The organism is Mesorhizobium loti (assembly GCF_013170705.1).
Classification (GTDB): domain Bacteria; phylum Pseudomonadota; class Alphaproteobacteria; order Rhizobiales; family Rhizobiaceae; genus Mesorhizobium; species Mesorhizobium loti_D.
Window position 1 is genome coordinate 4,129,179 of record NZ_CP033334.1, and the last position, 23,974, is coordinate 4,153,152.

The window sequence follows — 23,974 nt, forward strand, 5'->3', positions numbered from 1 at the left end:
AACGACGCCCGCCTCTAGAACTTCGTCACCACGCCGATACCGATGCCTTCGAAACCGCCCATCGCCATCAAGGCGGCGGGCGCTTCGTCGAGGCTGATCTTCTTGCCGACTAGCAGTTCGGGCTTGAGCTTGCCGGTGCGAATCATCTCCATCATCGCCTGGTAGCGGTAAGCCTGCATGCCGTGGCTGCCGAGGATCTCCAACTCGAAAGCGATGATCTTGCTCATGGGCACCGCAGCCTTGGCATGGTCGCCCAGCATCAGGCCGACCTGCACATGGCGGCCGCGCCGGCGCAGGTTCGAGATGGAGTTGAACGAGGTGGTCGGATGGCCGAGCGCGTCCATCGACATGTGAACGCCGCCATTGGTGAGCTGCTTGACCGCTTTCACCACATTGGGGGTGGTCGATGCGTTGATGGTCGCCACCGCGCCGATCTTGCGGGCAAACTCCAGTTTCTCGTCGGTGAGATCAATGGCAATGACATTGGCGCCCATGGCGCTGGCGATCATGATCGCCGAAAGCCCGACGCCGCCGCAGCCATGCACGGCAACCCATTCGCCGGGCTTGACCCGTCCCTGGTCGACGATCGCCCGGAACGACGTGACGAAGCGGCAGCCTAGGCTGGCAGCGGTGGCGAATTCCATCTCTTCCGGTAAGCGTACGAGATTGGTGTCGGCGAAGTCGATGGCGACATATTCGGCGAAAGAGCCCCAGGCGGTGAAACCGGGCTGGAACTGATGCTCGCAGACCTGATGGTTGCCGGACGTGCATTCGAAGCAGTGGCCGCAGCCGCCGACAAAAGGCACCGTGACCCGGTCGCCTGCCTTCCAGTGCGTCACGCGCTTGCCGGCCGCCACAACGACGCCTGCCAATTCATGGCCCGGCACATGCGGCAGCCGGATATCATCGTCATGGCCCATCCAGCCATGCCAGTCGCTGCGGCAGAGCCCGGTTGCCTCGACCTTGATCACGACGCCATCGGCGGCCGGCTTCGGATCTGGGACGGTCTGGATCGTCGGCGCTTCGCCGAATTTCTCGAAGACGACGGCTTTCATCGGTCACTCCACCCTGCGTACTGTCCGTGGAAACGATAGCCGATTCCCTGTCCGGTCAAGCGGAAATCGATTCCGCCAGCCTTGCCAGCCCGCCGAACCAGCCCGGGCGCTCAGCCGTTTTCGCGGTCGCGGAAATCGGCAAGTCTGGTGTCCCCGGGAACAAGCACCCGACCATCCTCGGCATGCACTTCCAAGCGCCTGATCGGCCGTCCGCTCCGCGTATCGACCATGAAAGTATAGGGCTCGCCCGGTCCGGAGAAATAGGTTTCGCCCCATTGCCGCAGGGCGACCAGGACATAGAACAGGCCGCGCCCCTTTTCTGTAAGCACATATTCATGGTGCGCGCTGCCGTCGGGAGCCGGCACTGTCTCGAGAATGCCGTGCGCAACCAGATTGCGCAGCCGCGCCGACAGGATGTTCTTGGCGACGCCGAGGCTCTTCTGGAATTCGCCGAAGCGGCGCAAGCCGTCGAAGGCGTCGCGCACGATGAGCAGAGACCACCAGTCGCCGATCGCATCCAGCGGCCGCGCGATCAGGCAATCCGCCTGGTGGTGGCTCGTTCGTTTCACCATGGCAGTCGTTGGTCCAGAACAATCATGTCGGTTGCAAGATAAAACTGATTTGGCTATCCAGCAAGTGGTTTCAAGTTGAAACCTATTGTGGAGAGCGACATGAATCTGCAGGTTGTGGACGGCGTGGCAACAGGAGCGGAGCGGGCTGACAGGCTGCCGCGGGCAATACCAGCTTCGCCACCGGGATTGTCGGGAATGACGGCGCTGGTCTTCGCCATTGCCTGTGGCCTGAGCGTCGCCAACGTCTATTTCGCCCATCCGCTGCTTGACGCCATAGCGCATGATTTCGCCATCGCGCCGGCCTCGGTGGGCATTGTGGTGACGGTCACGCAGATCGGCTACACGCTCGGCCTGTTCTTCATCGTGCCGCTTGGCGATCTCTTCGATCGCCGCAAGCTCATCGCCGGGCAGGCGGTGCTTTCCGCCGTGGCGCTGGGTGCGGTCGGGATTGCGCCGAGCGCCGCGATGCTGCTGGCAAGCCTCGCGATCGTCGGGCTCCTTGCGGTAGTGGTGCAGGTGCTGGTGGCTTACGCCGCCGATCTCGCCGTGCCATCCGAGCGGGGGCGGGCGGTCGGCACCGTCACCAGCGGCGTCATCCTTGGCATCCTGCTTGCACGCTTCGTCGCCGGCGTCGTCGCCGACTTCGCCGGCTGGCGCTGGGTCTATCTTGTCTCGGCGGCGCTGACGCTCGTCATGGCGGTGGTTCTCTACCTTATCCTGCCGCGCCACGAGGCGGCGCGGCCCCACACATCCTATCCGCGCCTGCTGGGCTCGGTGGTGCTGCTGTTCGTGCAGGAACCGCTGCTGCGCGTGCGTGCGGTGCTGGCCATGCTGATCTTCGCCACTTTCAACGTGCTGTGGGCGCCGCTGGTGCTGCCGCTGAGCGCTGCGCCATTTTCACTCTCGCATACCGAGATCGGGCTGTTCGGCCTTGCCGGCGTCGCCGGCGCATTGGGCGCGCGCTGGACGGGAGGCTTGGTCGATCGCGGGCGCGGGCACCTGGTCACCGGCCTCAGCCTGCTTCTGATGACGGCCGCCTGGCTGCCGATCGCCTTCATGGGTCTGTCGCTGTGGTTGCTTGTCGCCGGCATCGTCATGCTGGACCTGGCGATCCAGGCCGTCCATGTCACCAATCAGAGCCTGATTTTTTCGCGCCGGCCGGATGCGCGCAGCCGGCTGGTCGGCGGCTACATGATCTTCTATTCGCTTGGCAGCGCGCTCGGCTCGATCGCTTCGACCATGACTTACGGCGCCTTTGGCTGGAGCGGCGTCTGTCTGCTTGGGGTGGGCATCGGCCTGTTCGCTTTGGCTTTCTGGGCGCTCACGCTGCGCGTGGGTCGGTAGAGGCCCTATTCGGCATCGATCTGGTTCTGCGGCGCGGCTTTCTGGAAGGCTGGCAGTGCCATGCAGGCGGCATGGATGCGGGCGATTGTCGGGTAAGGCGCCATGTCGACGCCGAAGCGGGCATTGTTGGTGACCTGCGCGGCCAGGCAGATATCGGCCAGCCCCGGCGCCTCGCCGTGGCAGAAAGTTCCGGTATCGGGCGACGAAGCCAGAATCTTTTCAAGCGGCTGAAAGCCTTCGTTCACCCAGTGGCGGAACCAGTTGGTGATGTCCTGGTCGCCGGCGCTGAACAAAGTGCGCAGCGAGGTCAGCACGCGCAGATTGTTCACCGGGTGGATGTCGCAGGCGATCGTCTGTGCCAGCATTCTGACGCGCGCCCGGCCAAGTGCGTCTTTCGGCAGCAGCGGCGGTGCGGGCTGGAGTTCGTCGAGATATTCGATGATGGCCAGCGACTGCGTTAAAAGCGTGCCGTCGTCGAGCACCAATGCCGGCACCAGCCCCTGCGGGTTGACCGCGAGATAGGCCGGCTCAAGATGCTCGCCATGGCGCAGATGATGCGGGACGTAGTCGTAGCTCATCCCCTTCATCTCCAGCGCGATCCGCACCCGATACGAGGTGGAGGAGCGGTAGTAGTTGTGCAGGACGATGTCGCTCATGGCTCTGTCGTTCAAGATTGCGGCTGGCCGATCGTCACTTCGATCGTGCCGATGCCGTCGACGCCGCCGGTCATCGTCTCGCCGGGCTTGACCGCGCCAACGCCGGCAGGCGTGCCGGTGAAGATCAGGTCGCCCGGTTGCAGTTCGACTGCTTCGCTGCAGATCGAGACGATGTCGGCGATTGGCCAGATCAATTCGGCGAGGTCGGCATCCTGTTTCACCGCGCCGTTGACGGCGAGCCAGATACGCCCCTTCGTCGGGTGCCCGGATTTCTGCGCGGGAACCAGCGGGCCGCAAGGGGCTGAACGGTCGAAGGCCTTTGACCAGTCCCACGGCCGCGCCGCCTTCTTGGCCTCATCCTGGAGATCGCGGCGGGTGAGGTCGATGCCGACGGCATAACCCCAGACATGATCCAGCGCCTGGTCACGCGCGATGCGGAAGCCAGGTCTGCCGATCGCGGCCACCAGTTCGATTTCGTGGTGCAGATTGGCCGTCAGCGGCGGGTAGGGGATATCGGTGCCGGAATCGACCACGGCGTCGGCGGGCTTGGTGAAGAAGAAGGGCGGATCGCGTTCGTCGTTGCCGAACTCGCGCGCGTGCGCCGCATAGTTGCGGCCAACGCAGAAAATGCGCCGTACGGCAAAGCGCTCGGCCGATCCGCTGACGGCGACGGAAGGTGTTGGCGGCACGGGAAGGACAAAGGCGGTCATGGTGGTCTCTGCGTTTGGATATCGGGATGAATGGCGGTACCTTCGACCGATTTCGGGGGGCGGGCAAGGCGTCGCTTTTCATAAAGCAAGGGCTTTGCCTGGGCTGTATGAGGAATTCAGGGTTTCCATTGCTTTTACAGCGGTGCATCCTGGCAATTGGCGATAGACTATTTGCCAATAATCCGGCCATGGTCGCGGGACTATGGTGTGGCGGGTAAACCGGAACGAGCCACATGACAGCACCCAACGATCGCGCCCGGTTCCTGATCATCGACGACCATCCGCTGTTTCGCGAGGCGCTGCACAGCGCCGTCCAGATGGCCTATCCGGAAGTCGATACGGTGGAAGCGCGCTCGATCACCGAGGCGGTGGAATTGCTGGCGGACGCCAAGCCGTTCGATCTTGCGCTTCTCGATCTCTCAATGCCCGACGTGCACGGTTTCGAGGGCCTGCTCCAGCTCAGGACCCGCTATCCGCGCCTGCCGGTGGTGATCGTGTCTGGATATGAGGAGCCAAGGATCATTTCCGAAGCGCTGTCCTATGGTGCCGCCGGCTTCATCCCGAAATCGGCCCGCAAAAGCGATCTGGCCGCCGCCATCCGGTCGGTAATGGACGGTGCGATCTATGTGCCGGAAACCTATGAGGGCCAGCCGGCGGACGCCGACAGCATCGACCGCGCCGACATGGTCCAGCGCCTGTCCAAGCTGACGCCACAGCAGCTGCGCGTGCTGCAGATGCTGCGCCAGGGCCTGCTCAACAAGCAGATCGCCTACGAACTGCAGGTCGGCGAGACCACGGTCAAGGCGCATGTCTCGGAGATATTGCGCAAGCTCAATGTCTACAGCCGCACGCAGGCGGTGATCGAGGTGTCGAAGCTGGACAATGCCGAGCTGTTCAGGGATCAGGCGGGTTTTTGAGCTTTTACCCTCCCTATCAAGGGGAGGGTAAACCCCTAAGCCAGCAAATGCGCCAGAAGCGCGCGCAGCTGCGCCGGTTTCAGCGGTTTGCGCATCAATTCGATGCCGCCGGCGCGTGCCGCCTTGGCGACGGCTTCGGAACTGTCGGCGGTGACGATGAGCGCCGGCACGGCGCGGCCGAGATAATCGCGGACTTCCGATATGGTTGCGGTGCCAAGATCGCCGCCGTCGAGATGCTGGTCGGCAATGACGATGTCCGGCACCCAGTCGGTGTCGCCGAGCAGGTCGAGCGCATCGTCGGTCGAGGTCGCGGCCCGCACCAGGCACTGCCAGCGCTCGAGCAGGAAGGTCATGGCCTCCAGCACCTCGATGTCGTTCTCGACCAGCAGCACCTTGGTGCCGAACAGGCCGTAGCCGCGCGACCGCTCAAGGCCGGTGGCGCTGGCGATGGCGTCGGCGGGCGCCCCGATGCCGACGGGGACATCGATGTGGAAGATCGTGCCGCGCCCGACCTTCGACGAGAAAGTCACGGGGTGGCCGAGCGCGCCGGCCATGCGGCGCACGATGGCAAGTCCGAGCCCAAGGCCTCCGCCGTCGAGTTCGGCGCTGGTCGGCGAAGTGCCGCGATGGAACTCCTCGAAAACCGCCTCGCGCTGGTCCTCGGGAATGCCGCAGCCGGTATCGGCGACATCGATGCGGATCGTGTCGCCGCGATGCCTGGTGCCGACAAGGACGCCGCCCGAGCGGGTGTAGCCCAGTGCGTTGGAGAGAATGTTCTGCAGGATGCGGCGCAGCAGCGTCCGGTCGGAGCGGACGACGGCGTTGACCGGCCGGAATTTCAGCGACAACCCCTTCATTTCCGCGACCGGCTGGAAATCCGAGCGCAGCGACGAGAACAGCGCCTCGAGGCTGACATCGCCAATGTCGGGCTGCACCACACCGGCATCGAGCTTGGAAATGTCGAGCAGCGTGCGCAGCAGGTCCTCCATCGTTTCCAGCGAGCGCTCGACCTGCCGCACCAGCTTCCTGCCCTCGTCGCTGGTCTGCACCTCGGCGAGTGCGGAGACGGAGAGATGGGCCGCGTTCAGCGGCTGGAGCACGTCATGGCTCGCGGCGGCGAGGAACCTTGTCTTGGACAGGTTCGCTAGTTCGGCGTTTTCCTTGGCGGCACTGAGATCTATGTTGGACTGCTCGAGCCGTCGCAAGGTCGAGTGCAGCTCCTCCGTGCGCGTGCGCACGCGGTTTTCGAGCGAGATCGCGGTCTGGAACAGCGAGAAGGCATTGCCTTGCTGGTCCATCGACCGTTCGACGCGGCTGACCAGGGCGGCGTTGATCTTCTTCAGCTTTTCGAGATCGTTTATGTCCCTGAGCGGCATCTTATTTCGCCGCCCTATTCTGCCGCTTGCCGTTCGCCGAAAGCGATGCCGGTAAAGGTCTGGTTGAGGTGCATCGACCGGTACTGCTCGCCATAAGTGCCGAAGCCGATGACGTTGTTGACCCGGTAGAGCTCCGAAATGTCACGAAAGACCTGGCGGTTGCGTGCATCGAGCCGGCGCAGCACGCAGTCGAAGCCGAGGATCATGTCGATACCGCCAAGCCTCTCCTCGACCTCGCGCAGGGCGGCGCGTGTCGATTCCACCATATCCTTGGGCTGGGCGATCGACAGCACGACGCCGTCGTCGATGGCGCAGAAGAACGATAGCGAACCGTCCGGGTGCATCTTCTGGATGGAACGGCAATAATATTCGCCGCCCACCTTCACCACCACCGGATGCGAGGCGAAGCTCAGCGGCGTCAGGGTCTGCGCGACGATTCCAACGGAAGCGGCATATTCCTCGGCCGCATTGGTGGCGTTGAATTCGCGCACGATGCGGTGATCGGCATCGGACGCCGTCACCACCAGCTTTTCGTCGGTCGGAACGAAATTGTCGGTCTTGAAGACGTGGAACGGAATCTCCGTGGCGATCAACACGATGATGGCGCTGTCAGAGGTGACCCTGCCGTTCGAGATCAGGCGTGTGGTCTCGAACTTCAGATCGTCGCCGGCCGACCCGCCGAGCAGCGGTATGTCGTCAAGTCCCCAGTGGATGGCGGAGCTTACCGCTTCCTCGGCATAGGATAGCCCATCGATGAAACAGAGCGCGAAGGTGTTCCTGGTCTGCTCACCGCCGAGCCGGCCGCGCAGCGCGCGCCGCAAGGCCTCGACCTCGCCGGTGATCCTGTCCATGCCCGATGTGGACAGGTTGCCGACCATGGTGCTGACCGCGGTGAACGACGCCGACGGCAGCAGCATTGCCAGCATATGGCCTTCTTCGAGCCCCTGCGGCGTGATCTCGCCGGCTGTCGAGCAGCCCGCATGATGGAGCCCCGGCGCGTGGGCAGAAAGCGCCCGCGACAAGGCACCGGCCTCGACGAGGCTCTGGGAAAAGAACAGCAGCGCAAAGCCGGCGTTGATTGCGGCGGCCTCGGCGGCCACCGCGCGCGCGAAAACATCCGGGTTGGGCTCGTCCGTGGTCAGCGCCGACAAGCCGCATGCGTAGCGCGTCCGTGAACTGGTCAGCGGCGTCCTCCCGCACTTCCTCCAACGCTGTTTTATGCGCGGCTGTTTTTACCAAGCTTCTGGCGCGCGGCGTCGAAGATATTGTTGCTTCCAATAGGCGTTTTGGCAATGGGGGCGAGGGGAGTGCGCCTTTGGCCTTGGCCATGACCGAAAGTACAATGATCCGCCTTTTCCGTCGCGCTGTTTTTTGTGCGTTGTGCGGTGTACGAATAACGCATGGCCGAAGCGCCAGCGGCGTGTCGGCAGGTGAGGACCAAGGTTGATACCCAGGGAGGGACCATGTCGGACGTTTCGTTTGTTGTGAACGGGAGGCGCGTCAGCGGCGTTGCCGAGGATCGAACGCTTCTGGTCCATTTCCTGCGCGAGAATCTCGGCCTTACAGGCACTCATGTCGGGTGCGATACCTCGCAATGCGGGGCCTGCGTCGTCCATGTCGACGGCAAGGCGGTGAAGTCCTGCACCATGCTTGCGGTCCAGGCGTCCGGCTCGAGCGTCGTGACGATCGAAGGTCTCGCCAACGGCGCCGACCTGCATCCGGTGCAGGCGGCCTTCAAGGAACATCACGGGCTGCAGTGCGGTTTCTGCACGCCAGGCATGATCATGACTGCGACCGACATGATCAACCGCCACCCCGAAGGCCTCGACGAGGCGACGGTGCGGGCCGAACTGGAAGGCAACATCTGCCGGTGCACCGGCTACCACAACATCGTCAAGGCGATCCTCGCCGCATCGAAGACGATGTCGAAGGGAGCCAAGGGCAAGGCGAAGCAGGCTGCGTGAAGAGTGAGCGGTAGAGTAGTGAGTGGTCAGTTGCCGGTCTGAACCGGCGGCGATCTTCACTATTCAGGTACTCGCTACTTCATACTCACCATTTCGGGAGGAATTTCTATGGGCATTGAAGGTGTTGGCGCTCGGGTCGCGCGCAAGGAAGACAAAAGATTCATCACCGGCGCCGGCCGCTATGTAGACGACATGGTGGTGCCCGGCATGAAGCATGCGGCCTTCGTGCGCAGCCCGCACGCGCATGCTCAGATCAAGAAGATCGACGTCAAGAAGGCGCAAGCCATGCCCGGCGTCATCGGGGTGCTGACCGGCAAGGAGCTCAAGGCCGATGGCATCGGTAACCTGATCTGCGGCTGGATGATCCACTCCAAGGACGGTTCGCCGATGAAGATGGGCGCATGGTCGCCGCTGGCCTTCGACAAGGTTCGCTATGTCGGCGACGCGGTCGTCATCGTCGTCGCCGAGACCAAGGGCCAGGCACGCGATGCGGCCGAAGCGGTCGAGATCACCTACAAGGAACTGAAGGCGGTCGTCGACGCCTCGAAGGCGATGGACAAGGGCGCGCCGCAGATCCACCCGGAGGCCGACAACAACCTGATCTTCGACTGGGACATCGGCAATGCCGACGAGACGGCGGCTGCCTTCAAGAAAGCATCCCATGTCGTCAAGATGGACATCATCAACAACCGGCTGGTTCCCAACGCCATGGAGCCGCGGGCGGCTCTTGGCCACTACGACAAGGCCGAGGATCACTACACCTGCTGGACCACGTCGCAGAACCCGCATGTCGCGCGGCTGGTGATGAGCGCCTTCTACAATGTAGCGCCGGAGAACAAGCTGCGTGTCATAGCGCCGGATGTCGGCGGCGGCTTTGGCTCCAAGATCTATATCTATCCCGAAGAGATCGTCTGCCTGTGGGCGTCGAAGAAGACCGGTGTGCCGGTCAAATGGGTAGCCGACCGCACGGAGAGCTTCCTCACCGACGCGCATGGCCGCGACCATCACACCCATGCCGAAATGGCCTTTGATGCGAACCACAAGATACTTGGCCTGAAGGTCGAGACCAAAGCCAATCTCGGCGCCTACATGTCGCTGTTCTCGTCGGCGACGCCGACCTACCTCTACGCGACGCTGCTGTCGGGCCAGTACAACATTCCGGCGATCCACGCCAATGTGAAGGCGATCTACACCAACACCGCGCCGGTCGACGCCTATCGCGGAGCGGGGCGTCCAGAAGCGACCTTCGTCATGGAGCGCATGATGGAAACCGCCGCTCGCCAGTTCGGCGTGTCGCCGGCCGAGTTGCGGCGCAAGAATTTCGTCACCTCGTTCCCGCACCAGACGCCGGTCATCATGTGCTATGACGCCGGCGACTATGCGGCTTCGCTCGACGCGGCCATGAAGGCTTCGGATTATGCCGGCTTTGCCAAGCGCAAGGCTGCTGCCGCCAAGAAGGGGCTGCTGCGCGGCATTGGTATGAGTTGCTACATCGAGGCCTGCGGTATCGCGCCGTCGGCGGCGGTAGGCAGCCTTGGCGCCGGCGTTGGTCTTTGGGAATCGGCGGAGGTGCGGGTCAACGCCGTCGGCACGATCGAGGTGCTGACCGGCTCGCACAGCCACGGCCAGGGCCACGAAACGACGTTCGCGCAGCTGGTCAACGAGCGTTTTGGCGTGCCGATAGATTCGGTTTCGATCGTCCATGGCGACACCGACAAGGTGCAGATGGGCATGGGCACCTACGGTTCGCGCTCGGGAGCGGTCGGCATGTCGGCCATCGTCAAGGCGCTCGACAAGGTGGAAGCCAAGGCCAAGAAGATCGCGGCTCATCTGCTCGAAGCAGACGAGGGCGATATCGTCATCGAGAATGGTGCGCTGAAAGTCGCCGGCACGGACAAGAACGTGCCGTGGTTCCAGATGGCGCTCGCCGCCTACACCGCCCACAATCTGCCCGGCGGCATGGAGCCCGGGCTGAAGGAGACGGCGTTCTACGATCCGTCGAATTTCACCTTCCCGGCGGGCTGCTACATCTGCGAGGTCGAGATCGATCCGGAAACCGGCCTGACCGAGATTGTTCAATTCGTTGCGGCCGACGATTTCGGCAACATCATCAACCCGATGATCGTCGAAGGCCAGGTGCATGGCGGACTGGCGCAAGGCATCGGCCAGGCACTGCTGGAAGGCGCCCACTATGACGCCAGCGGACAGCTGCTGACGGCGAGCTACATGGATTACACCATGCCGCGCGCCGGCGATCTGCCGTCGTTCACGGTCTCGACCTCGAACACCCCATGCCCGGGCAACCCGCTTGGGATCAAGGGCTGCGGCGAGGCCGGCGCCATCGGCTCGCCGCCGGCGGTGATCAACGCCATCACCGACGCCATCGGCATCGCCGATATCGCCATGCCCGCTTCGCCGTCCACCGTGTGGGCCGCGATCCGCGCCGCGACGAAGCACTGAGGAGGAACAAACATGTACTCGGTCAACTATCACCGTGCCGCCTCGGTCGCTGAAGCCGCCAAGCTTGTGAAGAGCGGCGACGCCAAGCTTTTGTCGGGGGGCATGACCTTGATCCCCGCCATGAAAACGCGTCTGGCGGCTCCTTCGGATCTCGTCGACCTCTCGCGCATCAAGGAACTGCATGGCGTCAAGGTGTCGGGCAAGACGGTCACCATCGGTGCCGCCACGACCCACTATGATGTCGCCAATGACGAGAAGCTGCGGAAGGCGTGTCCGGCGCTTGCCCATCTGGCGTCGCTGATCGGCGACCCGGCGGTGCGTTACAAGGGCACGATCGGCGGCTCGATCGCCAACAACGATCCGGCGGCGGACTATCCGGCGGCCCTGCTGGCGCTGGGCGCCACCATCGTCACCAACAAGCGCGAGATATCAGCCGACAAGTTCTTCAAGGGGCTGTTCGAAACGGCATTGAAGGACGGCGAGATCATCACCGCGGTCAGCTTCACCGCTCCGGCAAAGGCCGCTTACGAGAAATTCCGCAACCCGGCCTCGCGCTACGCGATCGTCGGCGTGTTCGTGGCCAAGGGCAAGGATGGCGTCAGCGTTGCCGTCACCGGCGCCGGCGATGACGGTGTCTTTCGCTCGAAGGAAATCGAGGCGGCCCTTGCGAAGAATTTCGACGCCGCATCGCTTGCCGGCGTCAAGGTGCCGGCCAAGAACCTGATGAGCGACATCCACGCTTCCGCCGACTATCGCGCAAATCTGATCGCGGTCATGGCCAAGCGCGCCGTGGCAGCCGCCAACGCCTGACACCGGCGCGTTTCATGGTTTCACGGAAAGGGGCCATGGCGGCCCCTTTTTCGTGGTGGCCTGTAGTGGCCACTTGCTGATGGATTCAGCCGCAGCGCAACATCCTTTGCTTGAAGCAATTCCGGGCCATACCGCCTGAAAACCGTGTCGGCGGCAATCTCGCACTTGCACAAATTTATATTGCACTGCAGTATGGACGGGGGCGGGAATGCGAGCCGGGTTCGGAATGCGTACCGCCGTGCCCTTTCGCATGCCAATGCGAAAGGATCGGCATGTCCGAAATTTCCGCGACCCACATGGTTCCGTCCCGGGCCGTCGTAGACAGATCGGCCAGGACAAGGTTGGCCTATCTCGATGGCTGGCGCGGCCTGTCGATCGCCCTGGTGTTGATCGGCCATTTTTTCCCGGTCCCCGGAATCAACCTCGGGGTGCTCGGCGTCGAGTTCTTCTTCGTGCTCAGCGGCCGGCTGATGGCCGAGATCCTTTTCATCGAACGGTATCCGCTGAAGAAGTTCTTCAAGCGCCGTTTCTCGCGCATCTATCCGGCGCTCCTGGTCTTCGTCATCATTGCCATGATCGCGCTGTCCGGCACATTCATCGCCTTCAAGTGGAAGGCGGCGCTGACGGCGCTGACATTCACCTACAATTACGCGGGCATCCTCGTCACCCGCGCCGGGGCGCTTGACCATATCTGGTCGCTCTGTGTCGAGGAGCATGCCTATGTCATCCTGGCGCTGATCAGCGCCACGGTCGTCAGCCGCGACCGCGTCCTCCCATTGCTGGTAGCGCTGGCCTTGCTTGCCATGGCCAATGGCGCGGTGTCGTACTGGGTCTTCAACCTGGACTACGAGGCCACTTACTGGCGCACGGATGTGCACATCGCATCAATCCTGCTGTCGGCGTCCATCTGCCTGCTCAAGGCCGAGGGCAGGCTGCCGGACGTGCTGAAAGGGCCTTATGTCGCCCTTGCAGCGGCGGTTGGCGCGGTTTTCCTGTTCGTGGACCCGGTGCCGACGCCGATCCATTATCTCCTGGCCACGCCCCTGCTGGCGCTGGCCGTCAACGCGCTCGATTTCAGCAACCGGCTTTTTTCCGGTCTGCTGTCGTCCTGGCCAATGACGACATTGGGCCTGTGGTCATATTCGCTCTATCTGTGGCAGCAGCCATTCTACAAATTCGTCTATGAGCAAGGCAGCAACCCCTGGCCGATGCTGGCCGGCGCCTTTGCCTGCGCGCTCTGCAGCTACTACCTCATCGAGCGCCCGGCGCGCGAATGGCTCAACCGCAACTGGTGAGTACGGCAACGCAGTTGCGGCGGAGCGGACATGGTGACTGCAACCGGCCGGCCAAATTTCGTGTTGCGGTCAAGCGAAGCCGGAAGGCGTTCCTGGCGGCCGCCGGGGCTAGCGGCATGCTTCGCACCAACCGTTAAGCGTCCACCTTCACCTGCGCTCCCCCGTTAACCGCTCGGAAACCATGTCCTTGCGCGACCGGCGGAGGAGTGGTTTGATTTTGGCGGGGGTTCTTTTGAAGCCAATCCTGAACAGAGCATGGCGCGAGCGACTGACCTTGGTCATCGTCGTCTACGCGATGAGTGCCCTGGTCGCATGGGCATTGAGCGTGGCGGCGGCCAGCATGGTGCCGGCGCGCGCATCGTTCGTGGCGAGGATATTCGGCGAATGCCTGATTGACGGTCTTATCTGGCCGGTCCGACTGGCGCGGCTATGATTTGGTCGTTGCAGATCCTTCGCTTTGTCGCGGCGCTGATGGTGGTCTACTCCCATTCAGTGAAGATCGCCATCGAGGTGACGAGATCGAATGGCCTTTTGCCCCTGAGCGTACAGATGGTCGGACGGGCCGGTGTCGATATCTTCTTTGTCATTTCCGGCGTCATCATCAGCCGGGTATCGATCGGGTTGTCGTGGCAGGAATTCGCGTGGCGGCGACTCCGTCGCGTTGTCCCGATCTATTTCGTCGCCTGCATTCCAACGGTTGTGATCGCGGCCAAGGATGGCTTCGGCTGGCGCGATGTGCTCGCCACATTCCTGCTTTGGCCGGCGACCGACGTAATGACAGCGCCCCTGTTGACGGTCGCATGGACCCTTTGTTTCGAAACGCTGTTCTATGCTGCGGCAACCCTGGTGCTCTGGAACCGAAACGCGCTCTATGTCCTGCTCGGACTATTCATCGGCGCGATGCTGCTTCGCCCGATGGGTCCGGTGTTCCAGTTCCTCGGCAACCCGATCATTCTGGAATTTCTGCTCGGTGTCGCTATCGCTCGATTGCCGGAGTGGCGATCGGCCAGATGGGCTATAGTCGTTGGCGCGGGGATGATCGTGCTGGCCGGCCCAATCGGGTTCGCCACCTCGGGCGATCCTATCGACTATCTGGTTGGCGTTGGCGTAGGACCGCGGCTGCTGATCTACGGCATCCCGGCAGCGTTGATCGTGTATGGGACGATGCAAATCAAGGCTGGCCCTAGTTTCTGGACTGCGCAAGGCGACGCCTCATATTCGCTTTACCTCACGCACATCCTGATCCTGTTGACCCTACTGCAATTCTGGCTTGCTTTCCCGATCGCCCCGGACCTGATCATCATCCTGTCGACGCTCGCCTGTGTGCTCTTTGGATGGGCGGTTCACACCAGGGTCGAGAAGCCGCTTTTGAATGCGCTTCGGGGTCAGCGTGAGAAGACTCTGAGGCCCGCTTAGATCAACCGGCGGAGATATTCAGAGCGGTGCCGATCGCGCCAGCTTGGCATCGCGGTTCCCCTGGTTGGCGGAACGGCTATCTTAGTTGTCGCTTTTTTATGTGGCCAGCGCCAGCGGATCAGGCGACGATCCGCCTGACGTAGTAGCGCACGGCTTTCTTGCCGCCATGGATGACCGCGTCGCCGACTTCGGCGAAACCGAGAGCGGCGTGGAAGGCATCCGAGGCCGGGTTGGGCGGGTCGATGTTGACCTCGCAGGTGACCAGCGCGTAGCCGGCGCGCTCGGCATGGTCGAACAGATCCTGATAGAGCCGGCGCGCGTGGCCGCGGCCCCTTGCGTGCGCCGCCACGACCACGCGGTCGACATAGATGAAGCGTTCGTAGCGTTCGCGGAACCAGACGAAGTTCGGGCTGTCGTAGTTCGCGTCCTGGTCGAAGGTCATGATGAAGGCTTCGAGATCGCCGATGCGCCGCGCGTAGAATGCCTCGCCAAGCAGGAACGACAGCCGCTCGGCTTCGAGCCAGGAGAGTTCCGCCGCGTGTTCGGTGTTGAGCGCCAGTATGGCCGCTTCGTTGTCCTGCGCTATGCGGTCTATCGGAGAGGTCATGCCTTGGCCGCCGCGATCGTCGCTGCCACCAGCGGTGTGTCGGTCAATGTGTTGCGGTATTCGCGGTCGAGATCGGAGCCGCCCATGCCGACCTTGGGATTGCGGTAACCCATGGCGCTTGGCACATCCTTCAGCGCCGCGAAATGCATCTCCGCCAGGCCGGTCTTTTTGCGCACCTCGGCGATGTTGGCGAGATCGAGCCCGCCGCAGCCGAGGATGATTATGCGGTCGCCCGCTTGCCGCACCAGATCGGCCAGCAATGGCAGGCCTTCGATCGCGGTGTCTCGCTGGCCGCTGGTCAGCACGCGGCCGACCTTGCAGCGGATCAGCGCTTCCAGCGCCTCGCTGGGATCGCGTGTCATGTCGAAGGCGCGGTGGCAGGTCACATTCAAGGACCCGGCAGCCCGCGTCAGCTCGCCCATGCGCTTCTCGTCGATGGTGCCGTCGGGGTTCAGGCAGCCGAACACCACGCCGGCCACGCCGAGATCACGCAGCGCCGCGACGTCGGCGAGCATCGAGCCGTATTCGGTCTCGCTGTAGAGAAAATCGCCACCGCGCGGCCGCACCATGACATGAAACGGCACCGTCGCCTGGTCCAGGGCCGCGCGCACCGTGCCCAGGCTCGGTGTGATGCCGCCTTCGACCAGGCTGGCGCACAGTTCGACCCGATCGGCGCCGGCAGCCTGCGCCGCGAGCAGGCCATCGATGCCTTCGACACATATTTCGATCAGCGGTGGGCGGGGTTGTGTGGTCAAGGGGCGATCCTGTCCATGATGGTGGCAATGCCCTAGCACCCGAGCGGCTGACGCGAAAGCGTGAACGAAACAAAGCCATTTGGACCAGGCGCCATTTCCCGGCTTGACAGTCTTATAACCGTGTAGTTATGAATTAAACCCATAGCTGAAGGGTTATCGATTGATCGTCAGCGATGCGGCGGCAGCCGAAAATCCCATCGAGTCGAAGCTGGATGCGCGGCATCCCGGCTCGGCAAGACATGCCCGCGAAATGCCTTCAATGGAGAAAGACAATGCAAGCTCGAATCAAGAACCCGGTCATGCTCATCCCGGGCGCCCTGCAAGCGCTGCTGGCCCTGGACAAGTCGACGGAGGCGGTCGACCTGCCTTATGTGACGCGCAAGCTCATTCATCTGCGCGCCAGCCAGATCAACAATTGCGCCGTCTGCGTTGACATGCACGCGCGCGAACTGAAAAAGGCCGGTGAAAAGGACGAGCGCATCTTTGCGCTGGCCGCATGGCGGGAGACGCCGTACTTCAGCGAAGCCGAGCGGGCGGCCCTGGCGCTGGCCGAGGCAGGCACAAGGCTCGCCGACCGCCCGGACGCCGTGCCGGACGATGTCTGGGACGAAGCCGCCAGGCACTATGATGAAAAGGCGCTTGCCGCCCTGGTTGTCCAGATCGCCTTGATCAACGCCTTCAATCGGCTGAACGCGACGACTCGTCAGATGGTCGAAAGCTGGAGCTGAGCGCTCTTTGAAACGCTTGGGCAGGGTGGTGTCCGCGACGGCGGGGGAAAGCGGATTGCTTTTCCGCTTTTCAGGCATGGGCGGCTACTGCCGCAATTCCGTATTCTTGGCGCCTTCCTCGACCTGATCGATCACCAGCAGCTTGACCGGGCCATCGCCGATATTGGTGGCTTGATGCCACTGCCCGATCATTTCGATGATGAAATCGCCTGTCTTGTAGGTGTTGCTGTTGCCGGTCTCGACATTGGTCACCTTCAGCGTTCCGGCCTCGACATAGGCATAGCGCGGGAAGGGGTGCCGGTGCACCGGCAAGGTCGCACCCGGCGCGATATCATAGGTCGATACCAGCACCTGCACATTCTTTTGCGGCAGCGTGATCGGCTGGCCGGACGCGGTTGTCGTGCGCGATGCAAGCGGTGTCACCACGACAGGCGTGCCGCTGCTGTCGAGTGCGAGAGCACAATTTGCATAAAGTGCGGCTGCGGACAGCAGCGCCGATGCCAGGATCTTCCGCATGATTCCTCCCTGAACCGACGCATCTATCGCGCGGCGGACAACCGCGCGCAAGCGCCGCCAGACGTTGGCGGATATTCCGGATCGGGCCTTTGGAAATGCCGGCGCGCCGGAGCCGACGAAGCAGAGAATTACGAGTCGGCTACCGACGACATCGACCCGCGCTGTTGAAGGCGCGCCGAGCAAAGCGGATGGCCATCGTCTCCGCCAAGAAGGATCACCGTATCTTGCCGTTCAACGCCTCGCGCAGGGCGAAGACGCGCGTGACCTCAGCCATGTTTTCCGTGCCCCAGATGCATAGCGGCACGAGGGCCTCTGCCAGGCTGAGGCCGAGCGGGGTCAGACTGTAATCCACCCGAGGAGGGATCTCCTTGTAGTCGGTCCGCTTCACGAGGCCGTCGGTCTCCAGCTCCTTGAGCTGCTGGATCAGCATCTTGTCGCTCACGCCGCGCACGGCTCGTCGCAACGCGCCATAGCGGATGGGGCCGCCCTGCGCGAGGAAATACAGGATCAGCGGCTTCCACTTGCCCGCGATGACTCTCAGGGTGGCATCGAGGCCGCAGGTGAAGCCTGGCAATGTCGGCGTGCAATTCTGGGCCGACGAGAGAATCTCGATCGGCGACGAGGTTGGGTCTGGGCGATCTAACGACATCCCATAGTACTTACCAAAAGGTGCATACTTGTCAATAGGTGGGTATGTCGCCAAGTCTGTGTAACCTCAATGAAGGAGCACATCATGAGCAGACTACAGGGTAAGACGGCCGTGGTGACGGGCGGCGGAAGCGGCATCGGATTTGGCGCCGCCAAACGGTTCGTCGATGAAGGCGCATTCGTCTACATCTTCGGGCGGCGGCAGAAGACGCTCGACGCGGCCTTGGAGCAGCTGGGCCCCAATGCGAGGGCGGTGGGCGGGTCCGTAACCGATCAGGCTGACCTCGATCGGTTGTACGAGACGGTGAAGGCGGAGCGGGGCGGCCTCGACATCCTGCTCGCCAACGCCGGGACCGGAGCGTTCGCGCCGCTCGGCGAGATCACGACCGAGCACTACGACCGGATCTTCGATCTGAATGTAAAGGGGCTGGTTTTCACGGTGCAGAAGGCTCTGCCGCTGATGGGCGAGGGGGCGTCGATCATCCTGACAGGTTCCAGCACGGGCGTGATGGGGACCCCGGCGTTCAGCATTTACAGCGCAACGAAGGCGGCTGTCCGCAATCTGGCGCGTAGCTGGGCGCTGGACCTCAAGGGGACGGGCATCCGCGTCAACGTCCTGTCGCCGGGACCGACCACGACGGAGCTGGCACTGGAAGTGCTGGGCGACGAAGGCATAGCCGCTCTGGGGGCCAGCACGGTCCTCGGGCGGATGGGCGATCCGTCGGAAACCGGCGCCGTGGCCGCCTTTCTTGCATCCTCGGACAGCAGTTTCATGACCGGCGGCGAGGTGTTCGTCGACGGAGGCTTGGCGCAAGTCTGAGCTGCCAAGCGGCTGAGCGCGAGGGCTTCGGCGATCGAGTTCGAAGCCCTCGACGCGCCACGTGGGCTTGTCTCGACGGAATGGCGCGCGACGGCTCTCCCCGCGGCAAGCAGCCGGCCAGACCGGCTGCAGGTCCGATTTGCAGCGGGGCCCAGACCCGACACCCGGCATCAACTCACGACACGCCGCGACGGTCGATCCCGCGCGCTGGCGAGGCTGGCGGAGGCCTAACGCCTCACTTGAGGATGAAGTAGAGCGGGACGAGAATCGCGAATGCCGCGACAGCGGCGAGAAACAGGTCTGTGGTCATGAGCCCCCGCTCGGAATTCCATGACCATCTCCCACATTTAATTTGGCTAAAATGCAAGGCGTCACATCGCCTCGATAGGAACGGAAGCGGGAGTTCGAAGTTTACTGATCGCTAATGCAACCTTGTGCGGAGGTGGCAAATGGAAACAGCGGTTGGACCCGACACAGTCGACGTGGCCATGGTGGTCGAGACGATGCTGGGTGAACATGACCTCCAATCCATGGCCGAATTTATCGAATTGCTGCGCCAAAGGACTGGAACGCAACGTTCTGATGCGGATCTGAAAGCTCTGATCTTGAAGAAGGCGGCAGTGCTTGGTGTCGTTGTAGAGTGAGACGCCTGACGTTTCGGGTAACGGTGAGTACCCTGAAAACTGGTCGATTCTCTCGCGCCGGCACTGGATTGTTGCCCAAGGCAGAGCTTGGCACTGTTGTGTGCGCTAAAATATCACAAGTGCATGGAAATGATTGGCTCCCCGGGCCGGATTCGAACCAGCGACCAACCGGTTAACAGCCGGTTGCTCTACCACTGAGCTACCGGGGAACGGAGGCTCTTTCAGCAAGTGGCGCAGCCTATAGCAAACCCCTTTCGGCTTTGCAAAGAAGCATTTCGTATTTTTCCGAGACTTTTTCGCGCGGCGGTTTCTCGCAATCGCCGGTGTCAGTCCTCATATTAGCCGTCTTGGCGACGGGCGCGGAACCGATAGGGCTGTCGCGGCTTTCGTAAACTGACATTGTCGAGCCACCAGATGGGCAGCCATTCGCGATGACGGCAGCAGACGAAAACCGGATACCGGCACGAAAGATCTCGATTTTCGGGCGCGAATTCACCATGCCGCAATCGCGGGGCCTCAGAATCACGATCGGCATTCTTTTGACCATCGGCGGCATTCTCGGGTTTCTGCCGATTCTTGGCTTCTGGATGGTTCCGATCGGACTGCTGGTGCTTTCTTATGAATTCGCCATGGTGCGGCGCCATCGCCGTCGCCTCGTCGTCTGGTGGGAGCGGCGGCGGCGTCCGGACTGAACGTCGCCACCAGCCGTGTCCTTGATCGGGTCTTGCAGGCGCGTCATGCCCTTGTTCGAGTTTCGGATTTTCGCGAATCCGCTCGTCGGTCCGCACTTCTTTCCAGGTCCTCGCGGATTTCCCTGAGAATGGCGGCGGCCGAGGCGAGGCGCGCGCGGTCACGCGGTGAAAGCTTGGCGGCGCCGTCTATCGCAAGGCAGTCGATGGCATGCCGCAGCAATGCGTCGCATCCCGATCGCGACAAGCCGTCCCAGGCGTTCATTCCGTTGTTCGGGCTTGCAGACCGCATGGAACAGTCCTCCCGTTTCCCAACGGCGGCCGGGGCGTGGAGTTTCGCGTGATCTGCTGTTATACCTAATGCCATGCTAATATGCGTCGTGGTCATCGCGGCCGCGACGCTCGATACGGGGGTAAGGATTCATTCAGAGGAAACCGCGAGGAATGCATGGAGGCCGCTTGACGCCATTTTCGCCGCAACCTATTGGAACCGGGTGGAACGCCGGGAGCAATGAGGCCTCGTGGCGGAGTGGTTACGCAGAGGACTGCAAATCCTTGCACCCCGGTTCGATTCCGGGCGAGGCCTCCAATGCCCCAGGCTCCCGCGCACAAGCGCCGGGGGCTGAAGTTCCAGTCGAAATGAGCCGCGTTCTTGACGCGGCAAGCGGATTGGTTGGGACATGAGCGCTGATTTCTCCGAGCTTCGCGTCAAGATGGTCGACGGCCAGGTTCGCACCACCGACGTGACCAGCGCCCCGTTGCTGGAAGCCTTGCTTTCCGTACCGCGCGAGCTCTTCGTCGGCGACCAACAGCGCGATCTCGCCTATATCGATGAGGACATCCGCATCGGCGGCGGCGCCGATGGCGCGCGCTATCTCATGGAAGCATCGCCGCTGGCCAAGCTGATGCAACTGGCCGAGATCAACCCGACCGATTCGGTGCTCGATGTCGGCAGCGGCAGCGGCTATGCCTCGGCCATCCTGTCGCGGCTGGCGAGATCCGTCGTTGCGCTCGAAAGCGATTCGGTGTTGGCGCAAACCGCGGCGTCGACCCTTTCCCGCCTGGGCTGCGGCAATGTGACCGTGGTCCAGGGCGCGCTGGCGCAAGGTCACGCGGCCAAGGCCCCCTATGACGTCATCTTCATCGGCGGCAGTGTCGAGAAAGTGCCGGCGCCGCTGCTCGATCAGCTCGCCGATGGCGGCCGACTCGTCGCGGTCGAAGGGCAGGGTAATGCCGGCGTGGCGCGACTTTTTTTCAAGGCTGGGGGGGTTGCAACCGGGAGACGGGCATTTAATGCGGCAATTAAGCCACTACCCGGATTCGAACGTGAGCATGCTTTCGAATTCTGAATGGTTTGGCCTTGCAGCAAAGGCTTTGTCATGGTCGCTTGCATTTGAACAATCGTTGCTGATCCCGGACTGGGGGCACTTTGGGACCGAGCGACAGGGAACATCGAAACACGTCACTCCGGCTACTCTAGCGAGAAGCTGGCGCGGCGCGGTTCCCATGGAAAACGAATGAGGGATATACCCGTGCCGTCTGTATCCAAGATCCTTTTTGCCGCTGTCCTTGTTTCCGCGACCGCGCTGTCTCCACTGACCGCCTCCGCGGAAACCATCACCGGCGCCCTCGCCAAGGCCTATCAGTATAATTCCTCGCTGAATGCCTCCCGTGCCGGCGTGCGCGTCACCGATGAAGGCGTGGCCATCGCCAAGTCCGGCTGGCGCCCAACCATCGCCGGGTCCGCCGACGCCAACTATGTGAACACGCGCGCCAGCGGTGCCAACAGCAAGACGTCGTCGGCCAGCGTCGGCATCACCATCAACCAGACCCTGTTCGACGGCTTTCAGACCAGGAACAATGTGGCGGCCGCGGAATCCCAGGTGAAGGCGTCGGTGGAGAGCCTGCGCAACACCGAAGAGAACACGCTGTTCAGCGCGGCCACGGCCTATATGGATGTGATCCGTGATCGGCAGATCGCCGTGCTGACCGAACAGAACCTGCAGTTCCTGACCGAACAGGCGCGCGCCGCGCGCTCGCGTTTCGAGGTTGGCGAGGGCACGCGCACCGATGTCGCCCAGGCCGACGCGTCGCGCGCCTCGGCGGTGGCCTCGCTCAGTGCCGCCCGTGCGCAGGCGCTGGCGAGCGCTGCAACCTATCACCAGGTGGTCGGCGACGAGCCGGGCAAGCTCAAGCCCGCTTCGCCATTGGGGAAACTGTTGCCGGCGAGCCTCAATTCGGCGATTGCCATTGGTTCGGCCGAACATCCGGCCATCCTCGCCACCCAGCATCTGGTCGACGCGGCCGCGTTTTCGGTGAAGTCGGCGGAAGGCGCGCTGTTGCCGCAGCTTTCCGCATCGGCCGGCATCTCGGATGACTATCTCAACCGCAATCCGAATGTCGGAACGAACGGCAATTCGACGTCGGCCAATATCGGCGCGACGCTGACCATTCCGATCTATTCGGGCGGGCGGACATCGGCGGTGGTGCGGCAGAACAAGGAATCGCTTGGCCAGGCCCGCATCCAGGTCGATGTCAGCCGTGACCAGGTGCGCCAGGCCGTTGCCACCGCATGGTCGCAATACACCGCCGCCCAGCAGAGCGTCTCCGCCAACAAGCAGGTGATCGATGCCGCGCAACTGGCTCTGAACGGCGTCATCGAGGAGCGCAATGTCGGCCAGCGCACCACGCTCGACGTGCTCAACGCGCAGGCCGCCGTCATCACCGCCAAGATCAACCAGGCCAATTCCGAACACGATGTGGTCGTGGCAAGCTATGCCATCCTGTCGGCGATGGGCCGCCTGTCGGTCGACCGGCTTGGCTTGCCGGTGACCAAGTACAAGCCCGAAGAGCACTACAACGCCGTCAAGGACAAGTGGATCGGCGTGCGGACGCCGGATGGCCGATAAGGCCATCGGCTGGAATTCTCGCCTTCCGCCGGGACGGGATTTTTTGAAAACCCCGTCCGGCTTTTTTCGGCTTCACGCTCTAATCTGTTGAAATCCCACGTGTCCCCAGATTGGGGATTCTCGTTCGGCGATCCGTCGGTTACGCTGTCGCCATGATTCGAATCCGGCTTTGCCGGAGTGGAAATCTGCAGGGTCACCAGGGCGGCGGATGTGACGATGGCAACGGCAAGCAGCGCACAGCGCGAACCTTCCATGGAAGAGATACTGGCTTCCATCAGGAGGATCATCGAGGATAGCGATAACGGCCGCAAGCAGCCGGGCGAGACCGATGAGCTGCGGCAGGACCTGGAGCCGTCGCCGGGCGAAGCTCCGGCGGCGGACGTCGATGCGTTTCGCGCCGAACTGCATGCTGCCCCCGAAGTCAGGACGCAGGTCGCGCTCGCGGAAGTCCGGGCACCGTCGCCAGAGCCGGTGATCGCGCGCATGGAATCGCAGACGCGCGCCGATCCCGTTCCGGCCAGGCCTTCGATGACGCTTGCGGAGGTCAGTGCCAGGGTCGCCGCCGAGCCGGCGCCTGCCGCCAGGATCGACGCGCCAGCGGCGCCAGAGGCCAGCGCGACAAGCGATAGCATCGTTGCCGATTGGCGGCGCGAGATCGCCGCGGTTGGAGAGCAGGCGAAGGCGATGCCGGACAGGAGCATCCGCAAGCCCGTTGCCCAGCCCGAGGCCCCGGCGAGCGAATCGGTGGTTGAGGGCGCGTTCGGACAGCCTTCTTCAAGCGACGCTTCGGCCGGCGCCGCTCAGGCATATGCGGCGACAAATGAAGCGCCTTCGGCTCGTCCGGCAATTCTTTCCGAACACACGGGCCGGCAGGTCGCCGCGGCCTTTGGCGAGCTGTCCGATGCCTTTGCCAGCCGCAGCAAGAAAACGTTCGACGAGATGGCCGAGGAGATGCTGCGGCCGATGCTGCAGGACTGGCTGGACAACAATCTGCCGACGCTGGTGGAGCGCCTGGTGCGCGAAGAAATCGAGCGCGTCGCACGCGGCGCGCAGTAATCTCCTCCAACGATCATTTTCGAAACG

The 23,974-nt window shown here is 62.9% G+C and carries 25 protein-coding genes and 2 tRNA genes; 16 read left to right on the top strand and 11 right to left on the bottom strand.

Going from position 1 to position 23,974, the window contains the following annotated elements; genetic code table 11:
* Positions 1-14 precede the first annotated feature (14 nt).
* The gene (locus tag EB815_RS20045; RefSeq protein ID WP_056572452.1) at positions 15-1,055 is read right to left on the bottom strand and encodes a zinc-dependent alcohol dehydrogenase family protein; all 1,041 of its coding nucleotides are present in this window, start codon (positions 1,053-1,055) and stop codon (positions 15-17) included.
* A 110-nt stretch (positions 1,056-1,165) separates the two neighbouring features.
* On the bottom strand, positions 1,166-1,627 hold the full coding sequence (locus EB815_RS20050; protein WP_056572450.1) for a winged helix-turn-helix transcriptional regulator: 462 nt from the start codon (positions 1,625-1,627) through the stop codon (positions 1,166-1,168).
* 99 nt (positions 1,628-1,726) lie between these two features.
* Here EB815_RS20050 and EB815_RS20055 point away from each other — a divergent pair, with 99 nt between their 5' ends.
* The gene (locus EB815_RS20055; RefSeq protein WP_056572448.1) at positions 1,727-2,971 is read left to right on the top strand and encodes an MFS transporter; all 1,245 of its coding nucleotides are present in this window, start codon (positions 1,727-1,729) and stop codon (positions 2,969-2,971) included.
* Between the two features lie 5 nt (positions 2,972-2,976).
* Here the strand turns inward: EB815_RS20055 and maiA are convergent, their stop codons facing one another.
* A complete protein-coding gene (gene maiA, locus EB815_RS20060; protein WP_056572446.1) occupies positions 2,977-3,627 on the bottom strand; it encodes a maleylacetoacetate isomerase in 651 nt (216 codons plus the stop codon).
* 11 nt (positions 3,628-3,638) lie between these two features.
* Entirely contained in the window at positions 3,639-4,337 is a 699-nt protein-coding gene (locus tag EB815_RS20065) for a fumarylacetoacetate hydrolase family protein (protein WP_056572444.1), read from the bottom strand.
* 233 nt (positions 4,338-4,570) lie between these two features.
* On the opposite strand from EB815_RS20065, the gene EB815_RS20070 reads away from it, so the two are divergent.
* Positions 4,571-5,254, top strand: coding sequence for a response regulator (locus tag EB815_RS20070; RefSeq protein WP_056572442.1), 684 nt, complete (start codon positions 4,571-4,573; stop codon positions 5,252-5,254).
* Positions 5,255-5,289: 35 nt separating this feature from the next.
* Here EB815_RS20070 and EB815_RS20075 read toward each other — a convergent pair whose 3' ends face one another.
* Both EB815_RS20075 and EB815_RS20080 read right to left on the bottom strand, forming a co-directional pair.
* A complete protein-coding gene (locus EB815_RS20075; RefSeq protein WP_056572439.1) occupies positions 5,290-6,630 on the bottom strand; it encodes a hybrid sensor histidine kinase/response regulator in 1,341 nt (446 codons plus the stop codon).
* A 14-nt stretch (positions 6,631-6,644) separates the two neighbouring features.
* On the bottom strand, positions 6,645-7,781 hold the full coding sequence (locus EB815_RS20080; protein WP_056572438.1) for an FIST signal transduction protein: 1,137 nt from the start codon (positions 7,779-7,781) through the stop codon (positions 6,645-6,647).
* Positions 7,782-8,093: 312 nt separating this feature from the next.
* On the opposite strand from EB815_RS20080, the gene EB815_RS20085 reads away from it, so the two are divergent.
* The 6 genes from EB815_RS20085 (at position 8,094) to EB815_RS20110 (ending at position 14,575) form a co-directional block, all read left to right on the top strand.
* Positions 8,094-8,594 (top strand): (2Fe-2S)-binding protein, encoded by a 501-nt coding sequence (locus EB815_RS20085; RefSeq protein ID WP_056572436.1) that lies wholly within the window; start codon positions 8,094-8,096, stop codon positions 8,592-8,594.
* A 108-nt stretch (positions 8,595-8,702) separates the two neighbouring features.
* Positions 8,703-11,054 carry a xanthine dehydrogenase family protein molybdopterin-binding subunit gene (locus EB815_RS20090; RefSeq protein WP_056572434.1) on the top strand — a complete coding sequence of 784 codons (2,352 nt, stop codon included), beginning with the start codon at positions 8,703-8,705 and terminating at the stop codon, positions 11,052-11,054.
* A gap of 12 nt (positions 11,055-11,066) precedes the next feature.
* Positions 11,067-11,864, top strand: coding sequence for an FAD binding domain-containing protein (locus EB815_RS20095; protein WP_056572432.1), 798 nt, complete (start codon positions 11,067-11,069; stop codon positions 11,862-11,864).
* 272 nt (positions 11,865-12,136) lie between these two features.
* Complete coding sequence (locus tag EB815_RS20100) at positions 12,137-13,159, top strand: acyltransferase family protein (protein ID WP_056572430.1); 1,023 nt, start codon at positions 12,137-12,139, stop codon at positions 13,157-13,159.
* Between the two features lie 181 nt (positions 13,160-13,340).
* Positions 13,341-13,592: a hypothetical protein gene (locus EB815_RS20105; protein ID WP_056572428.1), complete on the top strand. Its 252-nt coding sequence runs from the start codon at positions 13,341-13,343 to the stop codon at positions 13,590-13,592.
* An 8-nt stretch (positions 13,593-13,600) separates the two neighbouring features.
* Positions 13,601-14,575, top strand: a complete 975-nt coding sequence (locus EB815_RS20110) for an acyltransferase family protein (RefSeq protein ID WP_244494095.1) — start codon at positions 13,601-13,603, stop codon at positions 14,573-14,575.
* A gap of 118 nt (positions 14,576-14,693) precedes the next feature.
* Here the strand turns inward: EB815_RS20110 and EB815_RS20115 are convergent, their stop codons facing one another.
* The gene (locus EB815_RS20115; protein ID WP_065005577.1) at positions 14,694-15,182 is read right to left on the bottom strand and encodes a GNAT family N-acetyltransferase; all 489 of its coding nucleotides are present in this window, start codon (positions 15,180-15,182) and stop codon (positions 14,694-14,696) included.
* A complete protein-coding gene (locus EB815_RS20120) occupies positions 15,179-15,937 on the bottom strand; it encodes a copper homeostasis protein CutC (RefSeq protein ID WP_056572422.1) in 759 nt (252 codons plus the stop codon). The genes EB815_RS20115 and EB815_RS20120 overlap by 4 nt, the downstream gene beginning before the upstream one ends.
* A 272-nt stretch (positions 15,938-16,209) precedes the next feature.
* On the opposite strand from EB815_RS20120, the gene EB815_RS20125 reads away from it, so the two are divergent.
* On the top strand, positions 16,210-16,665 hold the full coding sequence (locus EB815_RS20125) for a carboxymuconolactone decarboxylase family protein (RefSeq protein WP_065005578.1): 456 nt from the start codon (positions 16,210-16,212) through the stop codon (positions 16,663-16,665).
* Positions 16,666-16,749: 84 nt separating this feature from the next.
* Here the strand turns inward: EB815_RS20125 and EB815_RS20130 are convergent, their stop codons facing one another.
* The gene (locus EB815_RS20130) at positions 16,750-17,181 is read right to left on the bottom strand and encodes a cupin domain-containing protein (protein WP_056572418.1); all 432 of its coding nucleotides are present in this window, start codon (positions 17,179-17,181) and stop codon (positions 16,750-16,752) included.
* Positions 17,182-17,395: 214 nt separating this feature from the next.
* Positions 17,396-17,755 carry a winged helix-turn-helix transcriptional regulator gene (locus EB815_RS20135; protein WP_065005579.1) on the bottom strand — a complete coding sequence of 120 codons (360 nt, stop codon included), beginning with the start codon at positions 17,753-17,755 and terminating at the stop codon, positions 17,396-17,398.
* A 159-nt stretch (positions 17,756-17,914) separates the two neighbouring features.
* Here EB815_RS20135 and EB815_RS20140 point away from each other — a divergent pair, with 159 nt between their 5' ends.
* Together EB815_RS20140 and EB815_RS20145 are read left to right on the top strand one after the other, a co-directional pair.
* Entirely contained in the window at positions 17,915-18,649 is a 735-nt protein-coding gene (locus EB815_RS20140) for an SDR family NAD(P)-dependent oxidoreductase (protein WP_056573422.1), read from the top strand.
* A gap of 449 nt (positions 18,650-19,098) precedes the next feature.
* Complete coding sequence (locus EB815_RS20145; RefSeq protein WP_056572417.1) at positions 19,099-19,293, top strand: hypothetical protein; 195 nt, start codon at positions 19,099-19,101, stop codon at positions 19,291-19,293.
* A gap of 134 nt (positions 19,294-19,427) precedes the next feature.
* Here EB815_RS20145 and EB815_RS20150 read toward each other — a convergent pair.
* A tRNA-Asn gene (locus EB815_RS20150) sits at positions 19,428-19,502 on the bottom strand.
* Positions 19,503-19,724: 222 nt separating this feature from the next.
* On the opposite strand from EB815_RS20150, the gene EB815_RS20155 reads away from it, so the two are divergent.
* The 5 genes from EB815_RS20155 to EB815_RS20175 all read left to right on the top strand — a co-directional run bounded on the left by EB815_RS20155 (position 19,725) and on the right by EB815_RS20175 (position 23,947).
* A complete protein-coding gene (locus EB815_RS20155; RefSeq protein WP_056572415.1) occupies positions 19,725-19,985 on the top strand; it encodes a PGPGW domain-containing protein in 261 nt (86 codons plus the stop codon).
* A 512-nt stretch (positions 19,986-20,497) separates the two neighbouring features.
* A tRNA-Cys gene (locus EB815_RS20160) sits at positions 20,498-20,571 on the top strand.
* A 91-nt stretch (positions 20,572-20,662) separates the two neighbouring features.
* Positions 20,663-21,331 carry a protein-L-isoaspartate O-methyltransferase family protein gene (locus EB815_RS20165; RefSeq protein WP_056572413.1) on the top strand — a complete coding sequence of 223 codons (669 nt, stop codon included), beginning with the start codon at positions 20,663-20,665 and terminating at the stop codon, positions 21,329-21,331.
* A 183-nt stretch (positions 21,332-21,514) separates the two neighbouring features.
* Positions 21,515-22,891, top strand: a complete 1,377-nt coding sequence (locus EB815_RS20170) for a TolC family outer membrane protein (protein WP_056572411.1) — start codon at positions 21,515-21,517, stop codon at positions 22,889-22,891.
* Positions 22,892-23,107: 216 nt separating this feature from the next.
* The gene (locus EB815_RS20175; RefSeq protein ID WP_056572409.1) at positions 23,108-23,947 is read left to right on the top strand and encodes a PopZ family protein; all 840 of its coding nucleotides are present in this window, start codon (positions 23,108-23,110) and stop codon (positions 23,945-23,947) included.
* The last annotated feature ends 27 nt before the right edge of the window (positions 23,948-23,974 follow it).

Bases quoted from the DNA above. Each gene is read 5' to 3' on its own strand.
- EB815_RS20045 (WP_056572452.1), bottom strand. From the start codon at position 1,055: ATGAAAGCCGTCGTCTTCGAGAAATTCGGCGAAGCGCCGACGATCCAG.
- EB815_RS20050 (WP_056572450.1), bottom strand. From the start codon at position 1,627: ATGGTGAAACGAACGAGCCACCACCAGGCGGATTGCCTGATCGCGCGG.
- EB815_RS20055 (WP_056572448.1), top strand. From the start codon at position 1,727: ATGAATCTGCAGGTTGTGGACGGCGTGGCAACAGGAGCGGAGCGGGCT.
- maiA (WP_056572446.1), bottom strand. From the start codon at position 3,627: ATGAGCGACATCGTCCTGCACAACTACTACCGCTCCTCCACCTCGTAT.
- EB815_RS20065 (WP_056572444.1), bottom strand. From the start codon at position 4,337: ATGACCGCCTTTGTCCTTCCCGTGCCGCCAACACCTTCCGTCGCCGTC.
- EB815_RS20070 (WP_056572442.1), top strand. From the start codon at position 4,571: ATGACAGCACCCAACGATCGCGCCCGGTTCCTGATCATCGACGACCAT.
- EB815_RS20075 (WP_056572439.1), bottom strand. From the start codon at position 6,630: ATGCCGCTCAGGGACATAAACGATCTCGAAAAGCTGAAGAAGATCAAC.
- EB815_RS20085 (WP_056572436.1), top strand. From the start codon at position 8,094: ATGTCGGACGTTTCGTTTGTTGTGAACGGGAGGCGCGTCAGCGGCGTT.
- EB815_RS20090 (WP_056572434.1), top strand. From the start codon at position 8,703: ATGGGCATTGAAGGTGTTGGCGCTCGGGTCGCGCGCAAGGAAGACAAA.
- EB815_RS20095 (WP_056572432.1), top strand. From the start codon at position 11,067: ATGTACTCGGTCAACTATCACCGTGCCGCCTCGGTCGCTGAAGCCGCC.
- EB815_RS20100 (WP_056572430.1), top strand. From the start codon at position 12,137: ATGTCCGAAATTTCCGCGACCCACATGGTTCCGTCCCGGGCCGTCGTA.
- EB815_RS20105 (WP_056572428.1), top strand. From the start codon at position 13,341: ATGTCCTTGCGCGACCGGCGGAGGAGTGGTTTGATTTTGGCGGGGGTT.
- EB815_RS20115 (WP_065005577.1), bottom strand. From the start codon at position 15,182: ATGACCTCTCCGATAGACCGCATAGCGCAGGACAACGAAGCGGCCATA.
- EB815_RS20125 (WP_065005578.1), top strand. From the start codon at position 16,210: ATGCAAGCTCGAATCAAGAACCCGGTCATGCTCATCCCGGGCGCCCTG.
- EB815_RS20130 (WP_056572418.1), bottom strand. From the start codon at position 17,181: ATGCGGAAGATCCTGGCATCGGCGCTGCTGTCCGCAGCCGCACTTTAT.
- EB815_RS20140 (WP_056573422.1), top strand. From the start codon at position 17,915: ATGAGCAGACTACAGGGTAAGACGGCCGTGGTGACGGGCGGCGGAAGC.
- EB815_RS20145 (WP_056572417.1), top strand. From the start codon at position 19,099: ATGGAAACAGCGGTTGGACCCGACACAGTCGACGTGGCCATGGTGGTC.
- EB815_RS20155 (WP_056572415.1), top strand. From the start codon at position 19,725: ATGACGGCAGCAGACGAAAACCGGATACCGGCACGAAAGATCTCGATT.
- EB815_RS20165 (WP_056572413.1), top strand. From the start codon at position 20,663: ATGAGCGCTGATTTCTCCGAGCTTCGCGTCAAGATGGTCGACGGCCAG.
- EB815_RS20175 (WP_056572409.1), top strand. From the start codon at position 23,108: ATGGCAACGGCAAGCAGCGCACAGCGCGAACCTTCCATGGAAGAGATA.